Origin of the sequence: Streptomyces zhaozhouensis (genome assembly GCF_900230195.1) — a bacterium.
GTDB lineage: Bacteria > Actinomycetota > Actinomycetes > Streptomycetales > Streptomycetaceae > Streptomyces > Streptomyces zhaozhouensis.
This window is the reverse complement of sequence record NZ_OCNE01000006.1, coordinates 167,644-187,652: the sequence shown is the minus strand read 5'-3', so window position 1 is coordinate 187,652 and position 20,009 is coordinate 167,644. Positions and strand designations below refer to the sequence as shown.

General features: G+C 74.8%; 7 protein-coding genes and 1 pseudogene. 3 read left to right on the top strand and 5 right to left on the bottom strand.

What is annotated here, in order from left to right; translation table 11 throughout:
• Nucleotides 1-21: 21 nt before the first annotated feature.
• The 4 genes from CRP51_RS11780 to CRP51_RS11765 form a co-directional block, all read right to left on the bottom strand.
• Nucleotides 22-276 (bottom strand): acyl carrier protein, encoded by a 255-nt coding sequence (locus tag CRP51_RS11780; protein ID WP_097231049.1) that lies wholly within the window; start codon nt 274-276, stop codon nt 22-24.
• A 211-nt stretch (nt 277-487) separates the two neighbouring features.
• Nucleotides 488-1,276, bottom strand: coding sequence for a thioesterase II family protein (locus CRP51_RS11775; protein WP_097231048.1), 789 nt, complete (start codon nt 1,274-1,276; stop codon nt 488-490).
• A gap of 81 nt (nt 1,277-1,357) precedes the next feature.
• Nucleotides 1,358-3,055: a hypothetical protein gene (locus tag CRP51_RS11770; protein ID WP_141514585.1), complete on the bottom strand. Its 1,698-nt coding sequence runs from the start codon at nt 3,053-3,055 to the stop codon at nt 1,358-1,360.
• Between the two features lie 1,511 nt (nt 3,056-4,566).
• Nucleotides 4,567-14,364: a condensation domain-containing protein gene (locus CRP51_RS11765; RefSeq protein WP_097231046.1), complete on the bottom strand. Its 9,798-nt coding sequence runs from the start codon at nt 14,362-14,364 to the stop codon at nt 4,567-4,569.
• 287 nt (nt 14,365-14,651) lie between these two features.
• Here CRP51_RS11765 and CRP51_RS11760 point away from each other — a divergent pair, with 287 nt between their 5' ends.
• The 3 genes from CRP51_RS11760 to CRP51_RS11750 all read left to right on the top strand — a co-directional run bounded on the left by CRP51_RS11760 (nt 14,652) and on the right by CRP51_RS11750 (nt 18,313).
• Nucleotides 14,652-16,622 carry an ABC1 kinase family protein gene (locus tag CRP51_RS11760; protein ID WP_097231045.1) on the top strand — a complete coding sequence of 657 codons (1,971 nt, stop codon included), beginning with the start codon at nt 14,652-14,654 and terminating at the stop codon, nt 16,620-16,622.
• Nucleotides 16,623-16,892: 270 nt separating this feature from the next.
• The gene (locus tag CRP51_RS11755) at nt 16,893-17,435 is read left to right on the top strand and encodes a hypothetical protein (RefSeq protein WP_141514584.1); all 543 of its coding nucleotides are present in this window, start codon (nt 16,893-16,895) and stop codon (nt 17,433-17,435) included.
• 119 nt (nt 17,436-17,554) lie between these two features.
• Complete coding sequence (locus CRP51_RS11750; protein WP_097231043.1) at nt 17,555-18,313, top strand: SIMPL domain-containing protein; 759 nt, start codon at nt 17,555-17,557, stop codon at nt 18,311-18,313.
• 716 nt (nt 18,314-19,029) lie between these two features.
• Here the strand turns inward: CRP51_RS11750 and CRP51_RS11745 are convergent.
• Nucleotides 19,030-19,725: pseudogene (locus tag CRP51_RS11745) on the bottom strand (lytic polysaccharide monooxygenase auxiliary activity family 9 protein); the annotation flags it as partial.
• Between the last annotated feature and the right edge of the window lie 284 nt (nt 19,726-20,009).

Genomic DNA, 20,009 nt, shown 5'->3' with positions numbered 1-20,009 from the left:
GCTGACGCCGGCGACGGCGCGTCACCAGCCGGCGGACTCCGAGACCACCGCGTAGACACCCTGAAGGTTGGTCATGCGGGGCAGCTCGGCCTGGTCGATGACGACACCGAACTCCTTTTCCAGCGCAGCCAGAATCTCGATGGCGCGCAGCGAGTCCGCGTCGTGGTCCTCCTTGAAGAGGCTGGTCTCGGTAACCTCGTCCTCCTCGATCTCCAGAATGTCGCAGACGATTTCCTTGATGGTGGCAAGACGCTCGTCGCGCGTGGTGGCGGGCATACCTGTCCTCTTCTCGGTGGGGGCCCCGTGTCGGGTCCCTGGATGGGGGAGTGAGAAGTCCGCTCCGGCGGCTCACGGGCCGAATGGCCCGGCCGGCGGGCGGATCCTGCTCAAGTGGTGCGGTGTAGCTGTGTCGTTCGGGGTGGTGCTTTCTCTCAAAACTTTTTAACGAGGCCGCCCGCGGACTCACAAGGAGCGCTGCAACAAGCTGCTAACCGCGGCCCTGACCAGGCGCCACTTCCCGCGCGCCGAGCAGTCTCCGCCGGAGGTCGGCGACCACCTCGGCGCGCCGGCCGACCAGATAGAAGTGGTCCCCCGCGAGCACCCGCAGCGTGAACCCGAGCGGCGCCACGTCGCCCCACGCCCGCACGCCGTCCACCGGCGACGACGGGTCGTCGGCGCCCGCGTAGGCCACGACGGGGCAGCTCACCGGCATCGGGGCGCGCGGCCGGTAGGTGCCGACCACGGCGAAGTCCGCGCGTATCGCGGGCAGCAGCAGCTCCCGCATCTCCGGGTCGTCCAACACCGAGCCGTCGGTGCCGCCCAGCCGGCGCACCTCGGCCAGCAGCGTCGCGTCGTCCGCCAGATACTCGTCCCTGGGCGCCACCCGGTGCGGCGCGCTGCGCGCCGAGACATAGAGCCCGCTGAGCCGCACCCCGTGCAGCTTCTCCAGGCGCAGCGCCACCTCGTAGCCGAGGGACGCGCCCATGCTGTGCCCGAATATCGCCAACGGCAGGTCGGTGAACGGCAGCAGCGCGCCCGTCACCTCGTTGGCCAGCGGCTCCATCCGGTCGATGCAGGGCTCGTGGAGCCGCTGCTGCCGCCCCGGATAGCGCGCCACCAGCACCTCGACGTCCGGCCCGAACGCCTCGCCCCACTCGTGGTAGAAGGCCGCGGTCCCGCCCGCGTGCGGCAGGATCGCCAGCCGCACGCGCGGCGCCGTCGTCCCCCGGTAGTGGCGGAACCAGGGGCTCTCGCCGGCCGGTCCATCCGCTCGCATCCCTGGCTGCCCCCCGCTCGCTCCCGTGCGTGGAGACCGGCGTGCGCCGTTGGACGAACGGCCGGTCCTCCTCCCGTCGTTCTAACGCTCGCCGGGCTGCCGCGGAGCCTCGCTTGCAGGAAGCTGCGAGTCGGCGCACGCCGGCTCGGACAGCAACCCCAGCTCGGCGGCGCGCACCCCCGCCTGGAAGCGCGAGGTGGCCCCCAGCACCGCCATGATCTCCGCGACATGCCGCCGATAGGTCCGCACCGAGACCGACAGCTCCCTGGCCGCCACCTCGTCGGTCACCCCGATCTGGAGCTTCTGGAGGATGCGCCGCACCGTCTCGGTCCGCACCCGGCCGCCGAAGTCCAACTGCCCCGGCGTGCGCACCGCGTTGCGCCAGACGCCGGCGAAGAGCGTGTTCAACGTGCGGATGACGCCGGGAGCGCGGATCATGGACGCGCGTCGACCGGCGGGGGACTCCGTGCTGACCAGTGCCGCCCGGTCGTCCACTATCGTCGCGGTCAGCGCCGGCATCCGGGCCACCCGCACCTCCCACGGCCGGCCGGCCCCCGGCCCGGAGAGGCAGCCGGCCTCCACCGCCGGCTGGTTGCACAGCACCCGCACCCGCACCCCGGCGCGGGCCTCGGCCGCCACCTGCGCGAGCGCCGCGTGCACCTTCCTGGTCCGCGCGGGGTCGGCGGCCAGCACCACGTCCACGCTCCGCTCGGCCTGCTCGACCAGCTCCCGCACGGCCGTCACCAACGCCTCGTCGTCCAGCGTGACCTCGCAGACCAGCGAGCGGTGGCTGAGCTGGCTGGCGTGCTGACGCCTGGTCTCCTCGATCAGTGTCCGGATCTCCAACAGCGCACGCTCCAGCTCATCGCCCCGGCTGCCCCGGGGTCTCTCCTGACGGTGCCGCTGGGCGGGCGAGCCGGGGTGCAGCGCCTCCTGGAGGGACTCCGAGAGCGTGGCGGCCAGCGACTCGCGGTCGGCCAGCTCCGGGCGTGCCCGGTCGCCGTCCGGCAGCAGCCCCAGCTCGACGGCCCGCACCCCGGCCTGGAAACGGGAGTTGACCCCCAGCGCGCACTTGATCTCGGCGACCAGGCGGCGGTAGGTGCGCAGCGACATGTCCAACTCGGGCGCCGCCGCCTCGTCCGTCGCCCCGTCCCGCAGCTGGCCCAGCACCCGCTGCGTGGGCGTCCGCCGCAGCCGCTGGGTCAGCCTCCGGTGCGCGGTCGGCGTCAGCGCGGTCTGCCAGGTGCCGGCGAGCAGCAGGTCCAACGCCCGGACCGTGGCCGGGTCCTCGGTGACGGCGGCCTGCGCGCCGTGCCGGTCGCCGCCGCGCAGCAGCGCGACCCGGCCGTCGACGATCAGCGCCTCCTGCACGTCGCCGCCGGCGACCCTGACCTCCCAGCCGGCGGGCTGCGGGGTCAGCCCGACGGACTCCTCCTGGTCCAACGGGGGCGCCGAGTACAACATGCGCACCCGGACGCCGCGCTCGTAGGCGGCGTGCAGCCCGGAGAGCATCGCCTGCTCGTCCTCCGCGCCCTGCGGCGGGTGCGGGCCCGCGTAGCTGATCCGTCGTTGTGCCCCGTCGATCAGCAGCCGCGCCGTACCCGAGGCCGCGAGCCGGCCGGGCAGCATCTGGAGGGAACGGTTGTCGGCGCCGTTGCGGTGCAGCGAGACGGTGGACTCGATGAGACGCAGCGCCTGGAGCAGCGAGGACTCGATCTCATCGCCGCTCGCGCCCGGCAACGGCCGGAGATGCTCCGCGGCGGATGATGGTGCGGACATTTTCCCCCTTCGAAACTTCCGAGGCCCCTCGAATGAAGCAGGAACGAGACGGAATGAAACCGGGTTCCCCGACACGCGGAACCGTGGTCGTGCGAGGTGTTCTGCCAGGAGTGAACGGCGTCGTACTGGGTTTTCTGGAAGGCGCGGAAATGCGGTTCCCGCGTGCGACCGCGCGTGCCTCCGCTTTGTTCGGATGAGCTGACCGGTCCCCGATCCCCTCAGCTGGGGACGGGGCCTCGGCGACTCCAGAAATGCCTCGGGATTGTCGGCGGCGCGGTCACTCCGAGTGGGTGAGGCGCGCGGGCGCTCGGACGTCCGGGCGGGAGGCGGGAGGCGGATGCGGCGGGGCTGTCACCGGGCTGCCGATAAGGCGGCGCGGCGCGTGAGACCCCTGCGGGGCACGAACGACCCTCGGCGCGCGGGTGGTTCGCGCCGGCGCGCGCAGGGGGGTGCCGGCCGCCGACGGTGGTCGTTCACCTGGGAGGACGCCGCGACGCTCGCCGGCGTCCCCGGCGGCGTGTCCGGTCCGTTGGACACGGTGTCGGCGGTGGTGTCGTCCGCCTGCTCAGAACTCATCGGCCATCGGCTGCTGTACATGCGTGTGGTCTCCCCCGAGACGAGTCTTCTGTTAGCGGGCCGTCCGGCGGAGCGCGCTCCGGCGGAACGTCCGACGCATTCGGTGAGGGCGGGCGGTGCCGCCGTCCTCGAATCTTCTTCTCCCGGCATATGCGTAGGTATGCGCCTCGGCATATGCCTTTGCGGTCCCACGTGGGACACGAAGCCTTCCCGGTGTCTCCCGGTCGAGGCGGAACCGTTCGACCGCGAGCCGGAGAGGCGTCGGAATCCCGCGCTCACCGCTCGGATGGGCACGCGGCCCACCTTCTCCCGTCATCCGAATACGGATTCGGAAGCTGACGACACCGTAGCAGCCCGAACACGGGACTGAGTGGGGGCGTCGTCCACGCGCGACTCCCCGTGCCGGGCAGGTAAACCGCCGTGGGGGAGACGCTCGCAAGAACGTAGTCGAAGTTTCCGCGAATGCCAGAGAGGGGTTTGGCAACTTGCTGCCAAAGCGGTCATTCGATCGACAGAAAGGAATGCAACATTCAACTTTCTCCGGCGCGGGAGTCCGACTGTTCCCGGTTTGGGACAGACCGTACGCCGCGCGGACAACCGAAGGACGCCTCCCGTTGCCCTCCCTCCGTTCTGTCGTCCACCGCTCCCTCGGCGCGGGGAGGTTCGGAAAGCCGAGGGGAACTGTTGACGAACTGTTGCGGAACGAGCGCCCGCCGCACTCGCGGCAGGGCCCGCCGCCCGTTGGTTGCCCGGGGACGGTCTGCTTCAAAGGCCCGCCGCCCCACCGATGGTGGTGTGCGCAGGCGCGGGAAGCGGACCAACGCCGAGAGGCGCGCCCGGGGGAGTGTGAATCCCCGAGCGCGCCCCTCGATCGCGACGTGCCGACCGACTCGCTCGTGACCGTGCCGGATCAACTCGGCCGAGGCCGTGCCGGATCAGCCGACCGCGACCTCCGACTCCCTGCCCGCGAGGGCGGCGAGCGCGGCCAGCAACCCCTGGGCCAGCTCGTCCACCGACTCCCGCGTCCACAGCCCCTCGGGCCAGCGCCAACCGATCACCAGCCGGGGACCGGAGGCCAACTCCTGCACATGGCAGCTGATCTCCAACCCGTGCGAGAGCCGCGTGTCCCGGGCACCGGCCGGACCCGGCAGCCCGACGCCGCCGCCGTCGGCGACCAGCTTCCACTCGGCGTCGGCGTCACCGGCCTCCGCCGCGGCGAACCGGCCCAGCCACGCGAAGCCGAGCTGCGGCTGCGCCGCGTCCGCCAGATCCTCGGCCAGCTCGGGCTCCAGATACCGCAGCAGCCCGTAGCCCAGACCCTGGTCCGGGATCTCCTCCAGCGTCTCGGCGACCCGCGCCACCGCCTCGTCGCCGCGCACGCCCGCCAGATCGAGGCGCACCGGATGCGGCGACGCGAGCCAACCGACCGTCCGCTCCGCACCGGTCCTGCGCGCGGTGTCCAACACGTCGACCAGCAGCCCCTGGCCCTCGCTCATCCCGCGCCGCCGCCGCCAGTCGCCGACGGACAGCGCGAGCCCGGCCAGCAGCACGGCGAGCGGATCGCCCACCCCATCGGCGCCCCCGTCCGTGCCGAGCAGCGCGGCGGCGCCGCCCTCGGCGGACAGGCTCACCGTCAGGCCCCCCGGCGCCGCCGACTCCTCCGGCAGGAACGGGCGGTCGGTCAGCGCGCCGTCCGACCACTCCAGGATCTCCTCCCAGAGCGGCAGTTCGTCCTCGCGCTCCTCGGAGTCCGCGGTGATCCGCTCCGCCCAGGTCCGCACCGAGGCGCCGACCGGCGGCAGCACCGGGGTCCCGCCGTCGACCACGGCGGCGTAGGCGGTGGCCAGGTCCTCCAGCAGCACCCGCCACGAGACGCCGTCCACGACCAGCTGATGGGCGGCCAGCAGCAGATAGCCCGGCTCGTCGAAGCCGCTGTCGAACCAGATCGCGCGCAGCATCTCGCCCTGCGCCGGGTCCAGTTCCGTGACCAGATGGTCCGCCTCGGTGCGGAGCGTCGGATACAGGTCCTCGCCCTCGAGGCCCAGCACCTCGGCCCTGGTGAGGCAGAACGCGGCGTTCACCGCACCCGGCTCGCGGACGCGCAGCGTCCAGAACGGCTCGCCCGTCCCTTCCACCCCCGCGTCGGCGGCTCCGGCGTCGTCGGTGCCGTCGGCGGGCTCGGTGGTGAGGGCCAGCCGCAGCCCGGCGTGGTGGTCGACGACCGCCTGGAGCGCGTCGGCGAGCAACTGCTCGTCGGCGCCGCCCGGCGTCCGCACCAGCACCGACTGGTGGCAGCCGGCCAGCGGGCCGCCGCGCTCCCGCAGCCACCGCGCGTTGGGCGGCAACGGGAGCTCACCGGTGCCGGCGTCATGCGCGACGGCGTCGTGTGCGGCGGGGTCTTGTGTGACCCCGTCATGTGCGGCGGCGGGCTCCGAGCCGGGCTCGGAGACGGCTTCGGACGTCGGTGCCGGTGCCGGCTCTGATGCCGGTTCCGGTTCCGGGGCGGGGTCGGTGGCCGCCGCCACGAGGGGCACGGCCTCCGGCTTGACGGCCTCCGTCGCGACGGACTGCGCCTCGACCGGCTGCGCCTCGGAAGACTCCGCCCGTCCGACCGGTTCCTGGGCCGCCTCGGCCTCGACGGTCACGGGCTCCGGCTCCGGCTCCTGCCTGTTCCGCCCGGTCCCCGGCTGGGGACCGCCCGCCTCCACGGTGCCGCCGTTGAGCAGCGTGCCCAGGATCTCCAGCAACGCCGAGCCGTCAGGGGCGCGTTCACGGAGCGCCGCCAGATCGTCGGCGGCGCGCAGCGCGCGGTCCACGACCTCGCCGTGCGAGACGGAACCGGCCGGGCCGACCAGTGCCGGCTCGTCCACGGCCACCGCGACCGGTGAGCGCGGCGCCGGCGTGACGGCGATCTCCGGACGGTCCAGCGCCAGTTCACCGGCGCCGGCCTCGGCCGCCACGAGCGTGAGGTCGGCTCCCGCGGTCCGCGTCGAAGCGGCGGCGCCACTGGCCAGGGTCGCCAACAGCCCGACCACCAGCTCGACGGAACGCGGCACCCCCAACGCGACCGTCGCTCCGGGGCCGATCTCCCGACCCACGAGGACGCCGGTCAGCCTGCCCACGCGCTCGTACAGTTCGGCGTAGGAGAGGGTGCTGCCGGACAGCGCCACCGCGGGCGCGGCCGGCGTCTTGGCGACCTGCACGCGGAAGGCGTCGGGAACGGTGGCCCGAGGCCCCGCGTCCCGTGGCGCCCCGCCCGTCCCCGCGACGGACGCCGCGACCGACGCCCCGACCGACGGAGCCTCGGCGCTCCGTTCCCGCTCGGGCGCGTGCTCCTGCGCCTGCTCCGGCTCCAGCTCCGGCTCCGATCGAGTCTCCGACTTCGGCGCGGAGGCCGCTTCCGGCTCGGAGACCGGCTCGGAGACGGACTCGGAGACCGCCTCGACGGCGGACGTCGGCTCCGCCGCGAATACCGCCTCCGGCTCCGGCTCGCTCACCGCTGCCGGGCGGGCGCCCTCCAGCGCGTCGCCTTGCTCGCTCTCCCCGTTACCGCCGCTTCCACCGCTCACCGCGCTCGTGTCGCTTTCGGCGGCAGCGGCAGCGGCAGCGGCTTCCGTTTCCGGTGCCGGCAGGTCATCCACGCGCGGCGTGCCGGCCGGGGTCGGCGAGGCGGTCGCCGGCGCCGGCAGATCGTCGACGCGCAGCGCGATCGTCGGGTGCGGCGGCTCGGCGGGAACGTCGGCGGCCGGTCGTTCGGCTTCCGGTGCCGGCAGGTTGTCCACCCGCAGCGCGACCGTCGGGTTGTGCGGCTCGGCCGGCGCTTTCTCGGCGGCCGGCCGGTCGGCCCCCGACTCGGGGCCTGAGCCCCCGGGCCCGGGGAGGTTGTCCACTCGCAGCGCGACCGTCGGGTTGTGCGGCTCGGGCCGCGGCTCGGCCGTGGGCGCCGTGTCCACCGTCTCCGCCGGTGGCGGGAGCTTCAGCATCATCGTCGACCTCGCGTCGGCCGCCGACTCGTCGACCGGCGCGCTCGCCACCCGGGGATCGGCCGGAGCCTGGGCCGGGTCCTGAACCTGGGCCGAGGGCACGACGGGGGTCGGCAGCGTCTGCCGGTAGTCGGGCACCGGGCCCGGCTCGGCCGCCGCGACCGCCGGGCGCGGGGTGGCCCCCACGAGGCGCCCGTCCTCCGTCCAACGGACCACCGCGCCCGTGCGCAGCATCCTCGCTCCCGGCTCGCCCTGCGGGTCGGCGACCAGCCGGGCCGCCGTCGCGCCGGGCTGTCCGGCGTAGCCCCTGGCCAGTCCGGAGCCCGAGACGTAGAGCTCGCCCGCGACGCCGATCGGGACCGGGCGCAGCAGCCCGTCCAACACCTGAAGGCGCACGCCGGGCGCCGGCGTTCCCCAGGCGGCCGCACCGTCGAACCCGTCGGAGCCCTCCGGCGCCTCAGGGCCGGCCACCGACACCGGCACACCGCTCTCCGGCACCGCGCGGGTCACCAACGCCGTGGGCCGCGCGCTCGCGTCCCGGGCCGTGCGCGGGGTGCCTGGCACGACCACGACCAGCCCCTCTGGCAGCGGCCCCGCCAGCCCGAGCGTGGTCAACTCCTGGTCACCCAGCGTCAGATGGCTCACCGCCGCCTGCCCGAGCAGCGTCGCCAACGCCTGCCCGCCCGGCACCTGCGCCGGCAGCACCAGCGTCGCGCCGTTCAACAGGGCGGAGTACACCGCGCGTTCGGCCTCGGGGTCGCCGGGCCGCGCGGTGGCCAGCGAACGGCTGCCCGCCGCCAGCCCGGTCAGCCGCAGCGCGGCGTCCGCGAGCGCGGCCACGCCGGCCTGGGTGACCAGCGCGCCCGGCCCCGAAGCTTGGTCCCTGGCGTGGCTGACATAGGCGGGGCTGGCGCCGAGCAGCGGCGCGACACGCTCGGCGTCGGTCGGGTCGCCCGCGTTGCCCGCCGGACGGCCCCGGCCGGCGGCGTCGTCCTGCTCGGGACGGCCGCCGGAGACGTCGGAGAGGCGCAGCTGCGTCGTCGCCTCGGAGTCCAACGAGCCGTCCGAGGGGGCGTCGGAGGCAGGCTCGGGGGCGTTCGGCTCGCCGAAACCGCTGGTCAACTGGCGGACCACGCCCGGGTCGTCGAGGATCAGCCGCCCCGGGCCCAGCCCGGTGCGCAGCCGGCCGCTGTTGGCCTGGTCGGTGATCAGCAGCAGCGGGGCGGCGGCCGTCAGCAGCCGCTCGGCGCGGACCACGGGCTCCGTCGGGTCCAACAGCAGATGAGCGGCACCGGACTTGAGCACGCCGAGCATCGCCACCACGAGATCGGCGGAGCGCGGCAGCGCGATCGCCACCACCCGTTCGGCGCCGATACCGCTCTGGATCAGCAGCCGGGCCAGCCGGTTGGCACGCAGGTTCAGCTCGGCGTAGGACAGCTCGCCGGCCTCGGTGACCAGCGCGGGGGCGTCGCGACGCTCGGAGACCTGCCGCTCGAACCGCTCGACCGCCGTCTCCACCGCCCCGGCCCGCTCGGCGCGGCCCTGGAACGCGGCCAGCCGCACCCGCTCCGCCTCGCCGGGGCGGCCGACAGCCGCCGTGCGGGCCCCGGGGGTGAGGGCGAGTGCCGTGAGCAACTGCCGCACGCGGCCCAGCAGCCGCGCCGCCGCGGCACCGCCCAGCGCGTCGGGCCGGTGGCCAAGCCGCAGCGTGAGGCGTTCACCGGGGATCACGGCCAACGTGACCGGTGGCGCCTCGGCGTCCAGGCGCCCCACGGACGTCAGCCGCGGCTCGCCCGCGTGCGCCGGCCTGGCGGGCTCCCGCACGGTCACGGAGGAGTCGAGGAGCGGGCCGGCGTCGGCCAGTCGACGCAACGCGGCCAGGGTGACCCGGCGGTGCGGCAGCAGCGCGGTCCGGTCGGCGTGCACGCGGCCGAGCAGCTCGGTGAGCGGCTCCGCCGGGTCGATCCGGACGCGCAGCGGCACCGTGTGGTCGAACGGGCCGAGCGCGCCGGCCGCCTCGGGCGACCGGCCGGGGGCCGTCACGCCGAGCACCACGTCCCGCCGCCCGGTCAACGCGCCGAGCGCCAGCGCCCACGCGGCGTGCGCGGCGGCCTCCAGCGGCACGCCCCGGGCGTGGAGGGTCGCCGTCAGCCGCTCGGTGACCGCGTCGGAGAGCTCGACGGCGACCGTCTCGGGCGCCGTGTCGGGCGCGCCGGGCGCCTCCGCTGCCAGCGTCGGCCCGTCCAGGCCGGCGAGGACCGCGCGCCACGCATCGAGATCGGCCTCCCCGTCGAGCGCGGTCAGCTCCGGCATCGCCGCCCGGTAGGAGGGGGCGGCCGGGACGGCGTCGAGGTCGTCGGCGGCGTAGAGATGGAGGAGCTCGCCCGGGAGCAGCGAGAGCGAGCGGTCGTCCAGCAGCAGCCGGTGCGCGGTGAGCACCAGTTGGTGCCGGTCGGCGCCGAGCCGCACCAGGGCGCCCCTGGCCAGCGGCGGGGCGTCCAGCGCGAACGGCTGGTCGCGTTCGCTGCGCCGCACGGACAGCAGCCTGCCGTCCTGCCGGTGGGAGGGCACGTCGCCCAGGTCGATCTCCTGCCAGGGCAGGTCGCCCGCCGGCCGGGGCTCCTCGGCGCCGGCCGGGGTGAGCCCGGTGCGCAGCGCGCCGTGCCGACGCAGCAGCGCGTCGAGCGCGGTCCGCAGCCGCGCCGCGTCCAGCGGCCCCTCCAGGTCCAGCGTCAACTGCGCGGCGTGCACCCCAGCCCGGCCCTCGCCCGGCGCCAGCGCGCCCAGCAGCTCGGACTGGCGGGCGGTGAGCGGCTGCGGCCCCGGCAGCGCGGCCGGTTCGGCGGCCGGCGGCCCGGCGTCGGCGGCGCGCTGCCCGGCGAGGTCGGCGAGTGCGGCCAGCCAGTGCGCGGCGATGGCCGCGAGCTCCGGCTCGCCCAGGCCGTCGGCGCCCCGCCACTCAGCGGTCAGCACCGCGCCCCGGCCGGACTCCACCGTCCGTACCTCCAGGCCGAGTTGACGGCCGGGTGGCAGCGGCGCACCGCCGTCCTCGGCCGCCTCGGAGACCGGCAGCCAGTCGGAGTCGGGCCCCGTGCCCGGGGTACGGCCCCGGTAGCCGAAGGTGATCCTCGGCTCCGGCGCACCCGCCAGCACCGCGGAGGTCTCCGCGTTGAGCCAGCGCAGCAGCCCGAAACCGGCGCCGCGCCCCGGCAGGGCACGGAGCTGGCCGGCGACCCGGCCCAGCGCCTCGGCCGGCACCTCACCGGGGTCGACGGCCGCCGGGTAGCTGTTGGCGAACCAGCCGACGGTGCGCGACAGGTCCGCCCCGCCCAGGCCCTCGCCCCGGCCGTGCTCCACGATCTCCACCAGTGTGCGCCGCCCGCCGCCGAGCCCGCGCTCCGCGCGCCACTCGGCGACCGCGACGCCGAGCGCCGTCAGCAGCACGTCCACCGTGTTCACCGGGAGGCCGGGGACCGGCAGGCCGGCGCCGGCGCGCAGCACGGCGGCCGACACCGCCGGGTCGACCGTGACGGTGTGCCGGCCCGCTCCGGCGCCGCCCGGCGCCACCGGCTCGTCCGGGGCGTGCAACACCTGCCGCCAGCCGTCCAGCTCGGCGGAGCGCGCGGCGGCCTGCCGCGCCAGGTCCAGGGCCAGCGCACGCGCGGAGGTACGCACCGCCGGCAGGTGGGGCGTGCCCCCCGCGGCCAACGCCCGGTAGGCCGCGTGCAGATCGGGCAGCAGCACCCGCCAGGAGGCGTCGTCGATCACCAGCCGGTGCGCCACGACCAGCAGCCGTCCGGCCCTCCCGGGCCCGGTGTCCAGCCACACCAGCCGCAGCATCACGCCGTCCCTCGGCGCCAGCTCGCCGGCCGCCTCGGCCAGCGCCGCGTCCACCGACGCGCCCAACTCCCGCTCGTAGCGCCCGAACACGTCGACCCGCCGGAACGCGCCGGCGGCGTCAGCCGTGCCGGGCTCGGCGATCTCCAGCGCCCAGCCGATGGCGGCCGAGCCGACCAGCCGGCCGCGCAGCGCGTCATGGTGGTCGAGCACCGCGCCCAACGCCCCGACCAGCGCCGACTCGTCGAGCCCGCCGGGCACCTGGAGCACCATCGCCTGGTACCCCTCCGGGCTGCCGTGCCGCTGTGCGAGCGCCAGCAACTGCGGCGTCGCCGGCAGCAGTCCGACGCCCGAGGGTCCGCCGACGGCGCGCCCGGCCGCCGCGCCCAGATACTCCAACTGCCCGTGCGGCCGCCACCGCGCCAGCTGCCCGGTGCGGAACATCCGCGCGCCCGGGCCACCGAACGGGCACGCCACCAGCCGCTCGGCCGTGGCGTCCGCGCGCCCCGTGTAGCCGCGCGCCACGCCCGCGCCCAGCAGATACAGCTCACCCGCGACCCCGACCGGCACCGGCCGCAGCGCCGCGTCCAGCACGAACGCCCGCGTCCCGACGACCGGCCCGCCGAGCGACGGCGGCTGCCCGCCGCCCAGCGGCGTGCTGACCACGGCCAACGCGCTGGTCTCCGCCGCCGAGAGGCCGCTGACCAGGGTCCTGCCGCGCGACCAGCGCGCCACCAACTCGGGATCCACCTCGGTGCCGTCCAGCACCAGCACCCGCAGCCAGGGCAGCTGCTCTGGCTGGGCACCCGACAGCGCCGCCGCGTCGACCAGCGCGTGGGTCACCTGCCACTGCGTCATCAACTCGGTCGGCAGCCGTCGCTCACCCGCGTCCGCCGGCGCGACCAGCAGCGCCGCTCCGGTCGTCAACGCCACCGTCAGTTCGAGCAGCGAGCCCGTGGAGCCCGGCCGCGCGTACATCAGCACCCGGTCGTTGCCCGTGAAGACGAACCGCTGCGCGGCCGTCGCGCTCAGGCTCGCCAGACCGGTGTGCGGGACCACCGTCGCGCCCCTCGCCCCGCCGGCGTCCACCAGCAGCGCCGCGTGCGCCGGCTGGAGCCGGTGACGGCGGTCGGAGTCCGTCGGGTTCGTCGACTCCGCCCGGCCCAGCTCGACCAGGGTGTCCGGCGCGTCCAGCGGCAACGTCGGCACCTCGGCGCGCGCACCCGTCGCGAACGCCCCGGCGCACGCCCGGGTGGTGAGCGTCAGCGCGGGCTTCACCCCGGACGGCCACGCGTCGCGGCCCGCCGGGTCCACCGGCAGGGAGGCCGCGCCCGCCTTGGCCACCGCCAGCGTCGCCACCACCAGATCGACCGAACGCGGCAGCGGCAACGCCACCACGTCCTCCGGGCCGATACCGCGCGCGATCAGCAGCCGCGCCAGCCGGTTGGCCCGGCCGTTCAACTCGCCGTACGTCGCGAGCCCGTGCTCGCCCAGCAGCGCCGGCTGCTCGGGCCCCCGCTTGACCTGCTGCTCGAAGAGCTCCGGCAGGGTGCGCGCCCACAGCGGCACCCCCGAGTTGTTGAAGTCGACCAGGACCCGCTGGCGCTCGGCCGGGTCCAGCACGTCCACCGCGCCGACCGCCTGCTCCGGGTCGTCGGCCAGCGCCACCAGCAGCCGCTCAAGGCAGCCGGCCAGCCGCTCCACCGCGGGCTGGTCGAAGATGTCGGGCCGGTAGTCGAAGCGCAGCGTCAGCTCGGGCGCCGCGCTGCCCAGCACCGTCAGCGGCTGTGGCGAGCAGTCCAACTCCCGCACGCCCGCCAGCCGGGGGCCGCCCGCCGGTGCGGAGTCCGCCAGCGCGTCCGCGACCGAACGCACCCCGAAGCCCACCACCGTGTCGAAGAGCCCGTCCGTGGGCTGCGGCGGCGCCGCGTAGGGCAGCGGCTCCAACGCCTCCTGCCCCTGAGACACCTGCCGCAACAGGTCAAGCAGCGTCTCCTCTGGCCCGAGCGCCACCCGCAGCGGCAACACCGCCGCCAACGAGTCCAACAGCGAACCGCTGCCCGCCACCTCCGGCGGGCGCCCCGGCAGGGCGCTGCCCAGGACGACCTCGGAACGCCCCGTGAACCGCCCCAGCACCAGCGCCCAGGCCGCGTGCAGCACCGCCGACAGCGTCGAACCCGTCCTGTCCACCAGCCCGTTCAACCGGTCGGACAGCCCGGCCGGCAGCGGATGCGCGTACGACTCCCGCGCCAACGGCACCCGCCGGTCGCCAGAACGGGTGAGAAATCCCGGCTGCCTGATCTCGCCCAACACCCGCTGCCACGCCGCGGCGTCGGCCTCGGCGTCCCTGGCCGCCTGCCAGTCGAACCAGCCGCGCGACGACGGCGGCTCCGGCAGCTCCTCGTCCGAACCGCCCGCCGCCAGCAGCGTCATCAACTCGGCGACCAGCAACGGCCGCGCCCACCTGTCCAGCGCCAACTGGTGGTGCGTCACCAGCAGCAGATGCCGCTCCGGCGCCGTCCGCAGCAGCGTGAACCGCACCAGCGGCGGCTCCGCGGGCGCCAACCGCCGTCCGCGCTCCACCTCCGCCAACCGCGCCACCTCGCGCTCCCGCACCAGCGGCGGCAACGCGCTCAGATCGTGCTCGACGAACGGCAATTCCGGGTCGGCCGGCAGGAACCGCACGGGCCGCGCCCCGTCCTCGGTCAGGAACCCGGCCGTCAACGCGGGGTGCCGACGCAGCAGGGTGCCGATCGAGGCACGCAACGCCGCGACGTCCAGGGGCCCTTCCCACGCGCACTCCACCTGCCCGGTCAGCAGCGCCAGCGCCTGCTCGTCGGCGAGGGCGCGGGAGAGCAGATCGCGTTGCGAGGGCGACAGCGGCGCGACGTCCGCGAGCCTGGACTTGCCCATTCTCGGACTCCCCAATTCCCGGTCCAGCTAGGCTGGCACCGTGCTGGACATACAGCGGTTCCCCCCGTAGCAGACCATCCGGGCGCGCTCCCGTCGGTGCCCGATGCAGCTTCCGGAAACCCTGGCCATCGGTAGGGCCGGATCCATGGCCATCGGTGCAGCTTCCGGAAAACCGGGCCCGCTCCCCGTCCTGGGCGGCCGTTCGGTGACAGTCTGGACATCGCTCGTCACATACCAGGGTCGCGAGCCTCGCCCCCACACACCCGCTAGCCCCCAGGGCAGGATCGATGGAACTGGCGTTCTTTCTCGTCATCGCCGCCGCCACACTCGCCTTCTTCGTCGCCGCGCTCTCCGCCGGCGCCGGCCGCATCCTGGGGCTGCGTCTCGGCCTGATCAGAGCCACCCTCACCGGCGGCGCGGGCGCCGCCGTCTTCTGGATGGTCGGCGAGCTGATGGGCGACGCGCGCGGAGGCGCCCTGATCACCGTCCAGTTGGGCCTCGCCGCCGTCGCGGCCCTCCTCTTCCTGGCGCTCTCCGAGGTGCTGCTGCCGACCGGTTCGCTGGCCAACGTGGTCCGTTGGCCCGGTCGCGTCCGCCGCCAGATCGCCAGGACCCGGCGCTACTCCGCGCTCAGCCGCATCGCCATCCGCCACGGGCTCGGCAGCGCGCTCAGCGGTCGGGGCCGCGGCCGCAAGGGCCGCCCGGCCACCGGCGAGAGCTACCGTTCCACCGCGATCAACCTCCGGCTCGCCCTGGAGGAGGCCGGCGCCACCTTCGTCAAGGTGGGCCAGCTCCTCTCCACCCGCTACGACCTGCTGCCGATGGAGTTCATCGAGGAGCTCTCCCAACTGCAGCACCAGGTCGCGCCCGAGCCCACGGAGCGCATCACCCCCGTCCTCCGCGAGGCACTCGGCGCCGACCCGTCGGAGATCTTCGCCGAGTTCGACCCCGAGCCGCTGGCCGCCGGCTCCATGGCGCAGGTCTACCGGGCCCGCCTGCGCAACGGCGACGCGGTGGCGGTCAAGGTGCAGCGTCCCAGCGCGCGCGACGTCGTGGAGCAGGACCTCGACATCCTCTTCCGCCTCAGCAGCAAGCTGGAGCAACACACCGACTGGGGGAGGAACTTCGGCGCCACCGAGCTGGCCGCCGGCTTCGCCGCCTCCCTGCACGAGGAGCTGGACCTGCGGGTCGAGGCGCGCAACATGGTCGCCATCGCCGCCTCGGCCGGCGCCGACGACCCCGAGATCGACGTCGCCATCCCCCGCGTCTACGAGGAGCTGTCCTCCGAGCGTGTGCTCGTCCTGGAGTGGCTCGACGGCGTCACCCTGGACACGGCCGGACCTGTCCTCGAAGAGCGCGGCCTCGACCCCACCGAGGTAGCCCGCCGGCTGCTGCGCTGCCTGCTGCAACAGATCATGACCGGGGGCGTCTTCCACGCCGACCCCCATCCGGGCAACATCATGCTGCTGGAGGACGGCCGCCTGGTGCTGCTCGACTTCGGCTCCGTCGGCCGCATCGACCGCTCCCTGCGGTCCTCGCTCCAGACCATGCTGCTGGCGATACACCGGCAGGACCCGGCCGCTCTCTGCGACGCCATGCTGGAGCTGGTCGAGCGCCACGAGGATACCGACGCGGACCAACTGGAGCGTTCCCTCGGCCGGTTCATGGCCAAGCACCTGGCGCCCGGCGGCCCGCCCGACCAGGCCGCCATCTTCGCCGAGCTGTTCGTCATGGTCACCGCGCACGGGCTGCGGGTGCCGCCGGAGTTGGCCGCGGTCTTCCGTGCCATCGGCACCATCACCGGCTCCGTGCAGCGGATCGCGCCCGACTTCGACCTGGTCGAGGAGGCCCAGTCGCTGGCCGCCGGCCAGATACAGGAAAAGCTCACCCCCGAGGCCGCCGGCCGCACCATCGCCGAGGAGACGCTGTCCCTGATCCCGGTGATCCGCCGCCTGCCGCGCCGGATCGACCGCATCACCGACTCCCTTGAGGGCGGCCGACTCGGCTTCCAGGTGAGGCTGCTGGCCGACCCGCGCGACCGCCGCTTCATCCGGGGCATCGTCAACGACGTGCTGCTGTCGTTCCTCGGCGGCCTCATCGGCCTGATGGGCGTGCTGCTGCTGCGCGCCGAGGAGTCCGAGGACAGCGAGATCGCCGGCTCCCTCACCCTCTACGACGTCATCGGTCTCAACCTGCTGATGCTCAGCGGTGTCCTGGTCCTGCGGGTGATCTTCTCGATCATCCGCGCCCCGAGGTAGCCCGGTGGCCCCGCGCGGTCGGGCTGACAGGGCCCGGAGCGGGGCTCGCGGGAGCTTGTCCACGGTCATGACCGCCGCGCCCCGATGCTGTGCGGTGGGAACCCTCAGCCCGCTCCCCGCAGTTGCCACGGCGTGTCCCGGACGCGGGCACATGCCGGGCGGCCCGCGGGGAACACGCCTGGTGGCGGCGACGCAACCGACACGGAGGAACGGCGCATGAACCTGGGCACGCGCGGCAGCGGACACCGACGAGCGGCAGGGTCCGCGCGGGTGTTCCGATCGGGTGCGGCGATGCTCGGGGTGTTGGCGCTCGACGTGGCACTCACCGCGTGCGGTGGGGACGACGGGGCGCAGAGTGAGGAGACGGAGACCCAGTCGGCCTCCGGGAAGACGCCGACCGACGACGAGGCCGGAGCGGACGCCTCGGACGACGCCTCGGGTCCCCCCGACGTCTCGGAGGAGCTGCCCCTGGTGGCCAACTACTCCGGCGAGGGCGGCGCTCCCTCGGCGGAGCCGGAGGCGATCGGGCTCAGCGAGTTCTCCGCCGTCAGGGGCCTGGAGTGGGAGCGCTGGGACGGCGAGCGGGCGGTCGGCAACGGGCTGCTCTCCGGCATATGGTGCTCGCCCGACTGCACGGACACCCCCTTCGAGACGGCGATCACCCTCTCCGACCCGGAGGAGGTCGACGGGCAGTTGTACTTCACGACGTTCGTGCTGGATTCCCAGGAGGCGGAGAACTACCGGCCCGGGGGCCTCGAAGTGGAGTTCGAGGTCGAGGACCTCTCCGGGGAGCGCCCGCTGGCGACCGGCTAGGACAGGTCCCGGGCGTACCGGCCACGAGCGTGGCCGGCGGTCGGGCCCCACCCCGTTGACCACGCTCGTGACCCAGACACCCGGCCCGCCCGGGGCACCCGCCGACTCACGGAGCAGCGATGACCACGCCGTCCGACCACACCGCCCGCCTCGTGCCCGAGACCCCCGAGACCCCCGGGACCTCCGGGGCGCCCGGGACCTCCGCGGTCCCCGCACCGGAGGCACCCCGCGTCGCCGTGCGCGGCGAGGCCCGGTTGGAGGTGGACCCGGAGACCGCGCGGATCGGGGTCACGGTCGGCGCGCGGGGCGGTGACCGTCGCGCCGCGTTGCACGACCTGACGATGCGCAACAACGCGGTGCTGGACCTGCTCCGCTCCTATGGTGAGGCCACGGAGAAGCTGGAGACAGGCGCCTTCTCCATCAGCCCCGAGCTGCGCGGTCGCGGCGAGCGGGTGCGGGCGTACCACGGGAAGGTCCATGTCCAGGCGGTGTTCAACGACTTCACGGCGCTGGGCGAGGTGACGACGAGACTCGCCGACCTGGAGTTGACCAGCGTCTCCGGCCCCTGGTGGGGTCTGCGCCCCGGCTCGCCCGTGCACCGGGAGGCCCGCCAGGAGGCCGTGCGCCAGGCCGTCGCCCGCGCCCGCGAGTACGCCGAGGCGGTGGGCGCGGAGTTGGCCGGGCTGATCGACATAGCCGACCTGGGCGCGGAGAGCCAGCCGGAGTTCGCCGCCGCCCGCACCGGCTACGGCGCCGCCGCCCCGGCGGGCCGCGCGGCGGCGTCCCCCGCCCCCGCGGCCCTCGACCTGGAGCCCCGCCGCCAGACCGTCCACGCCCGGATCAACGCGCGGTTCAAGATCACCCCGCCGGTGCTCTGACCGGCGTCAGGACCGGGTGAGGCCGGTGTGTGCGATGCGGGAGCGGGGCGCGATCGCGCGCTTCGCCAGCTCTTGTCGCGTGAGGCCGGCGCTCGCGCGTGAAGCCCTCAACCGCTTCCCACGGGTGTGCGCGGGCCGACCTCGCCGCCCCGCGCACCCGCCTCGCCGTCGCCCTCCGCGACCTTGACCGCGACGCCCGCAGCCGGGGCAGCCGCCTGGACCACCACCTGACGCGGGACTCGGAGGCCGAGCCCCGGAGCCCGGCCAGTCCGCTGAGTCCGCCGAGTCCGCCACCGGGGAGAAGCCGGAGGATGGCTGAACAGCCCGGCGCCGGCCCGCTGAACGACGGCCGTCCTGCGCCGCCCGGCTCCGCCGCGCACACCGCACGGCGGAGCCGCCGCTCCGGCCCGGGATTCCGTGCCGGAGGGCCAACGAGGTGCCGGCACCCGGTCGATGAGTGTGTTGACCGCGACCATGTCGAGATACGCGTACGTGCGCACGACGGTGTTCCGGCGGAGGGTCAGCACTCAGCAGTAGTCGTTGCGGTACGGCTGCCCGTCCCGGGGGGCGCCACCCCTCCCCGCGCGCCCCCCGCACGCGCCGCGCCCCCACCCGGCGCGTGGCCGGGCGGGGGCGCGGTGTGCGGAGCGGTCGACGGACTGAGCGGTCGACGGACTGATCGGTCGACGACGTGGCTCAGTTCAGGACGTGGCTCAGTTCAGGACGACGTCCGAGCAGGAGTAGAAGTTCTCCTGGCTGTCGGAACGGATCCAGTGCACGTAGAGGATGTGCTGGCCGGTCCGGTCGGACGGCAGGGTCACGTCCCAGTAGTAGTGACCGCCGTCGGAGCCGGCGCCGCCGGACTGGGGCGGGTCGGTGACGCTGCCGAGGAGTTCGAGGTCGCCCCAGCCGAGGGAGTCGGTCGGGGACCAGCCGCTCTTGGTGATGTAGACGTCGAAGTCACCCGGGTGGGCGGCCCAGTTGCTGTACTGCAACTCGATGGTCGAGCCGGCCTGGAGGTCGGTGCTCGGCCAGTCGTCGCGGGCCGCGTTGTAGGAGGAGAAGTCGAAGGGACCGTTGCTGCCGCCGCTGCACAGCTCGCCGTCGGGGATGTACCCCTCGGTCTTGCCGCCGCCGTTGGAGTCCAGCACGGCGAACCAGTTGTAGAGCGGGGTGGTGCCGGTCTCGGCCACCGCGTCGGCACACGCCGGGTTGGTCGGCGTGCCGTTGTCGATCATGTCCCGGTAGCAGAGGTAGGTCCGCGAGCCGGGCGACATGGCGACGCCGTGCGCCGCCGCCGGGGACGGCAGGCTCGTCAGCACCATGGCGACCAGCGCGGTCACCAGAAGGCTCAGAAAGCGTGCCCTGCGGACCTGCGTTCCGCCGAGCGGCGAGGTGCGCCGGGCGGTCATGCCGCGGTCGGTGGGAGGTCGAATGGCCATGTGGGGGGTCTCCTCTAGAGTCCTCCTCGACCTCGGGCCCTGACGACCACACCCGCGTCACCGCGCGGCCGGCCAGGCGAACGGCTTCCGCTGTCTGCTCGCCCGCCACCGTGCGCGGCTGTGGGGTGGTCGCCCCGAACCCGTGGGTCGAGGTATTACCGCCGTGCCGTATGGGAGCGCTCCCGCAAGCACGGTACCGCCGACCGGCGCGTGACGAAACCGTTGCGTCCACATGTCCCGGGCGCTCGACGGCA

Excerpts from the sequence above, each read along its gene's own strand:
- CRP51_RS11780 (WP_097231049.1), bottom strand. The coding sequence starts at position 276 with ATGCCCGCCACCACGCGCGACGAGCGTCTTGCCACCATCAAGGAAATC.
- CRP51_RS11775 (WP_097231048.1), bottom strand. The coding sequence starts at position 1,276 with ATGCGAGCGGATGGACCGGCCGGCGAGAGCCCCTGGTTCCGCCACTAC.
- CRP51_RS11770 (WP_141514585.1), bottom strand. The coding sequence starts at position 3,055 with ATGTCCGCACCATCATCCGCCGCGGAGCATCTCCGGCCGTTGCCGGGC.
- CRP51_RS11765 (WP_097231046.1), bottom strand. The coding sequence starts at position 14,364 with ATGGGCAAGTCCAGGCTCGCGGACGTCGCGCCGCTGTCGCCCTCGCAA.
- CRP51_RS11760 (WP_097231045.1), top strand. The coding sequence starts at position 14,652 with ATGGAACTGGCGTTCTTTCTCGTCATCGCCGCCGCCACACTCGCCTTC.
- CRP51_RS11750 (WP_097231043.1), top strand. The coding sequence starts at position 17,555 with ATGACCACGCCGTCCGACCACACCGCCCGCCTCGTGCCCGAGACCCCC.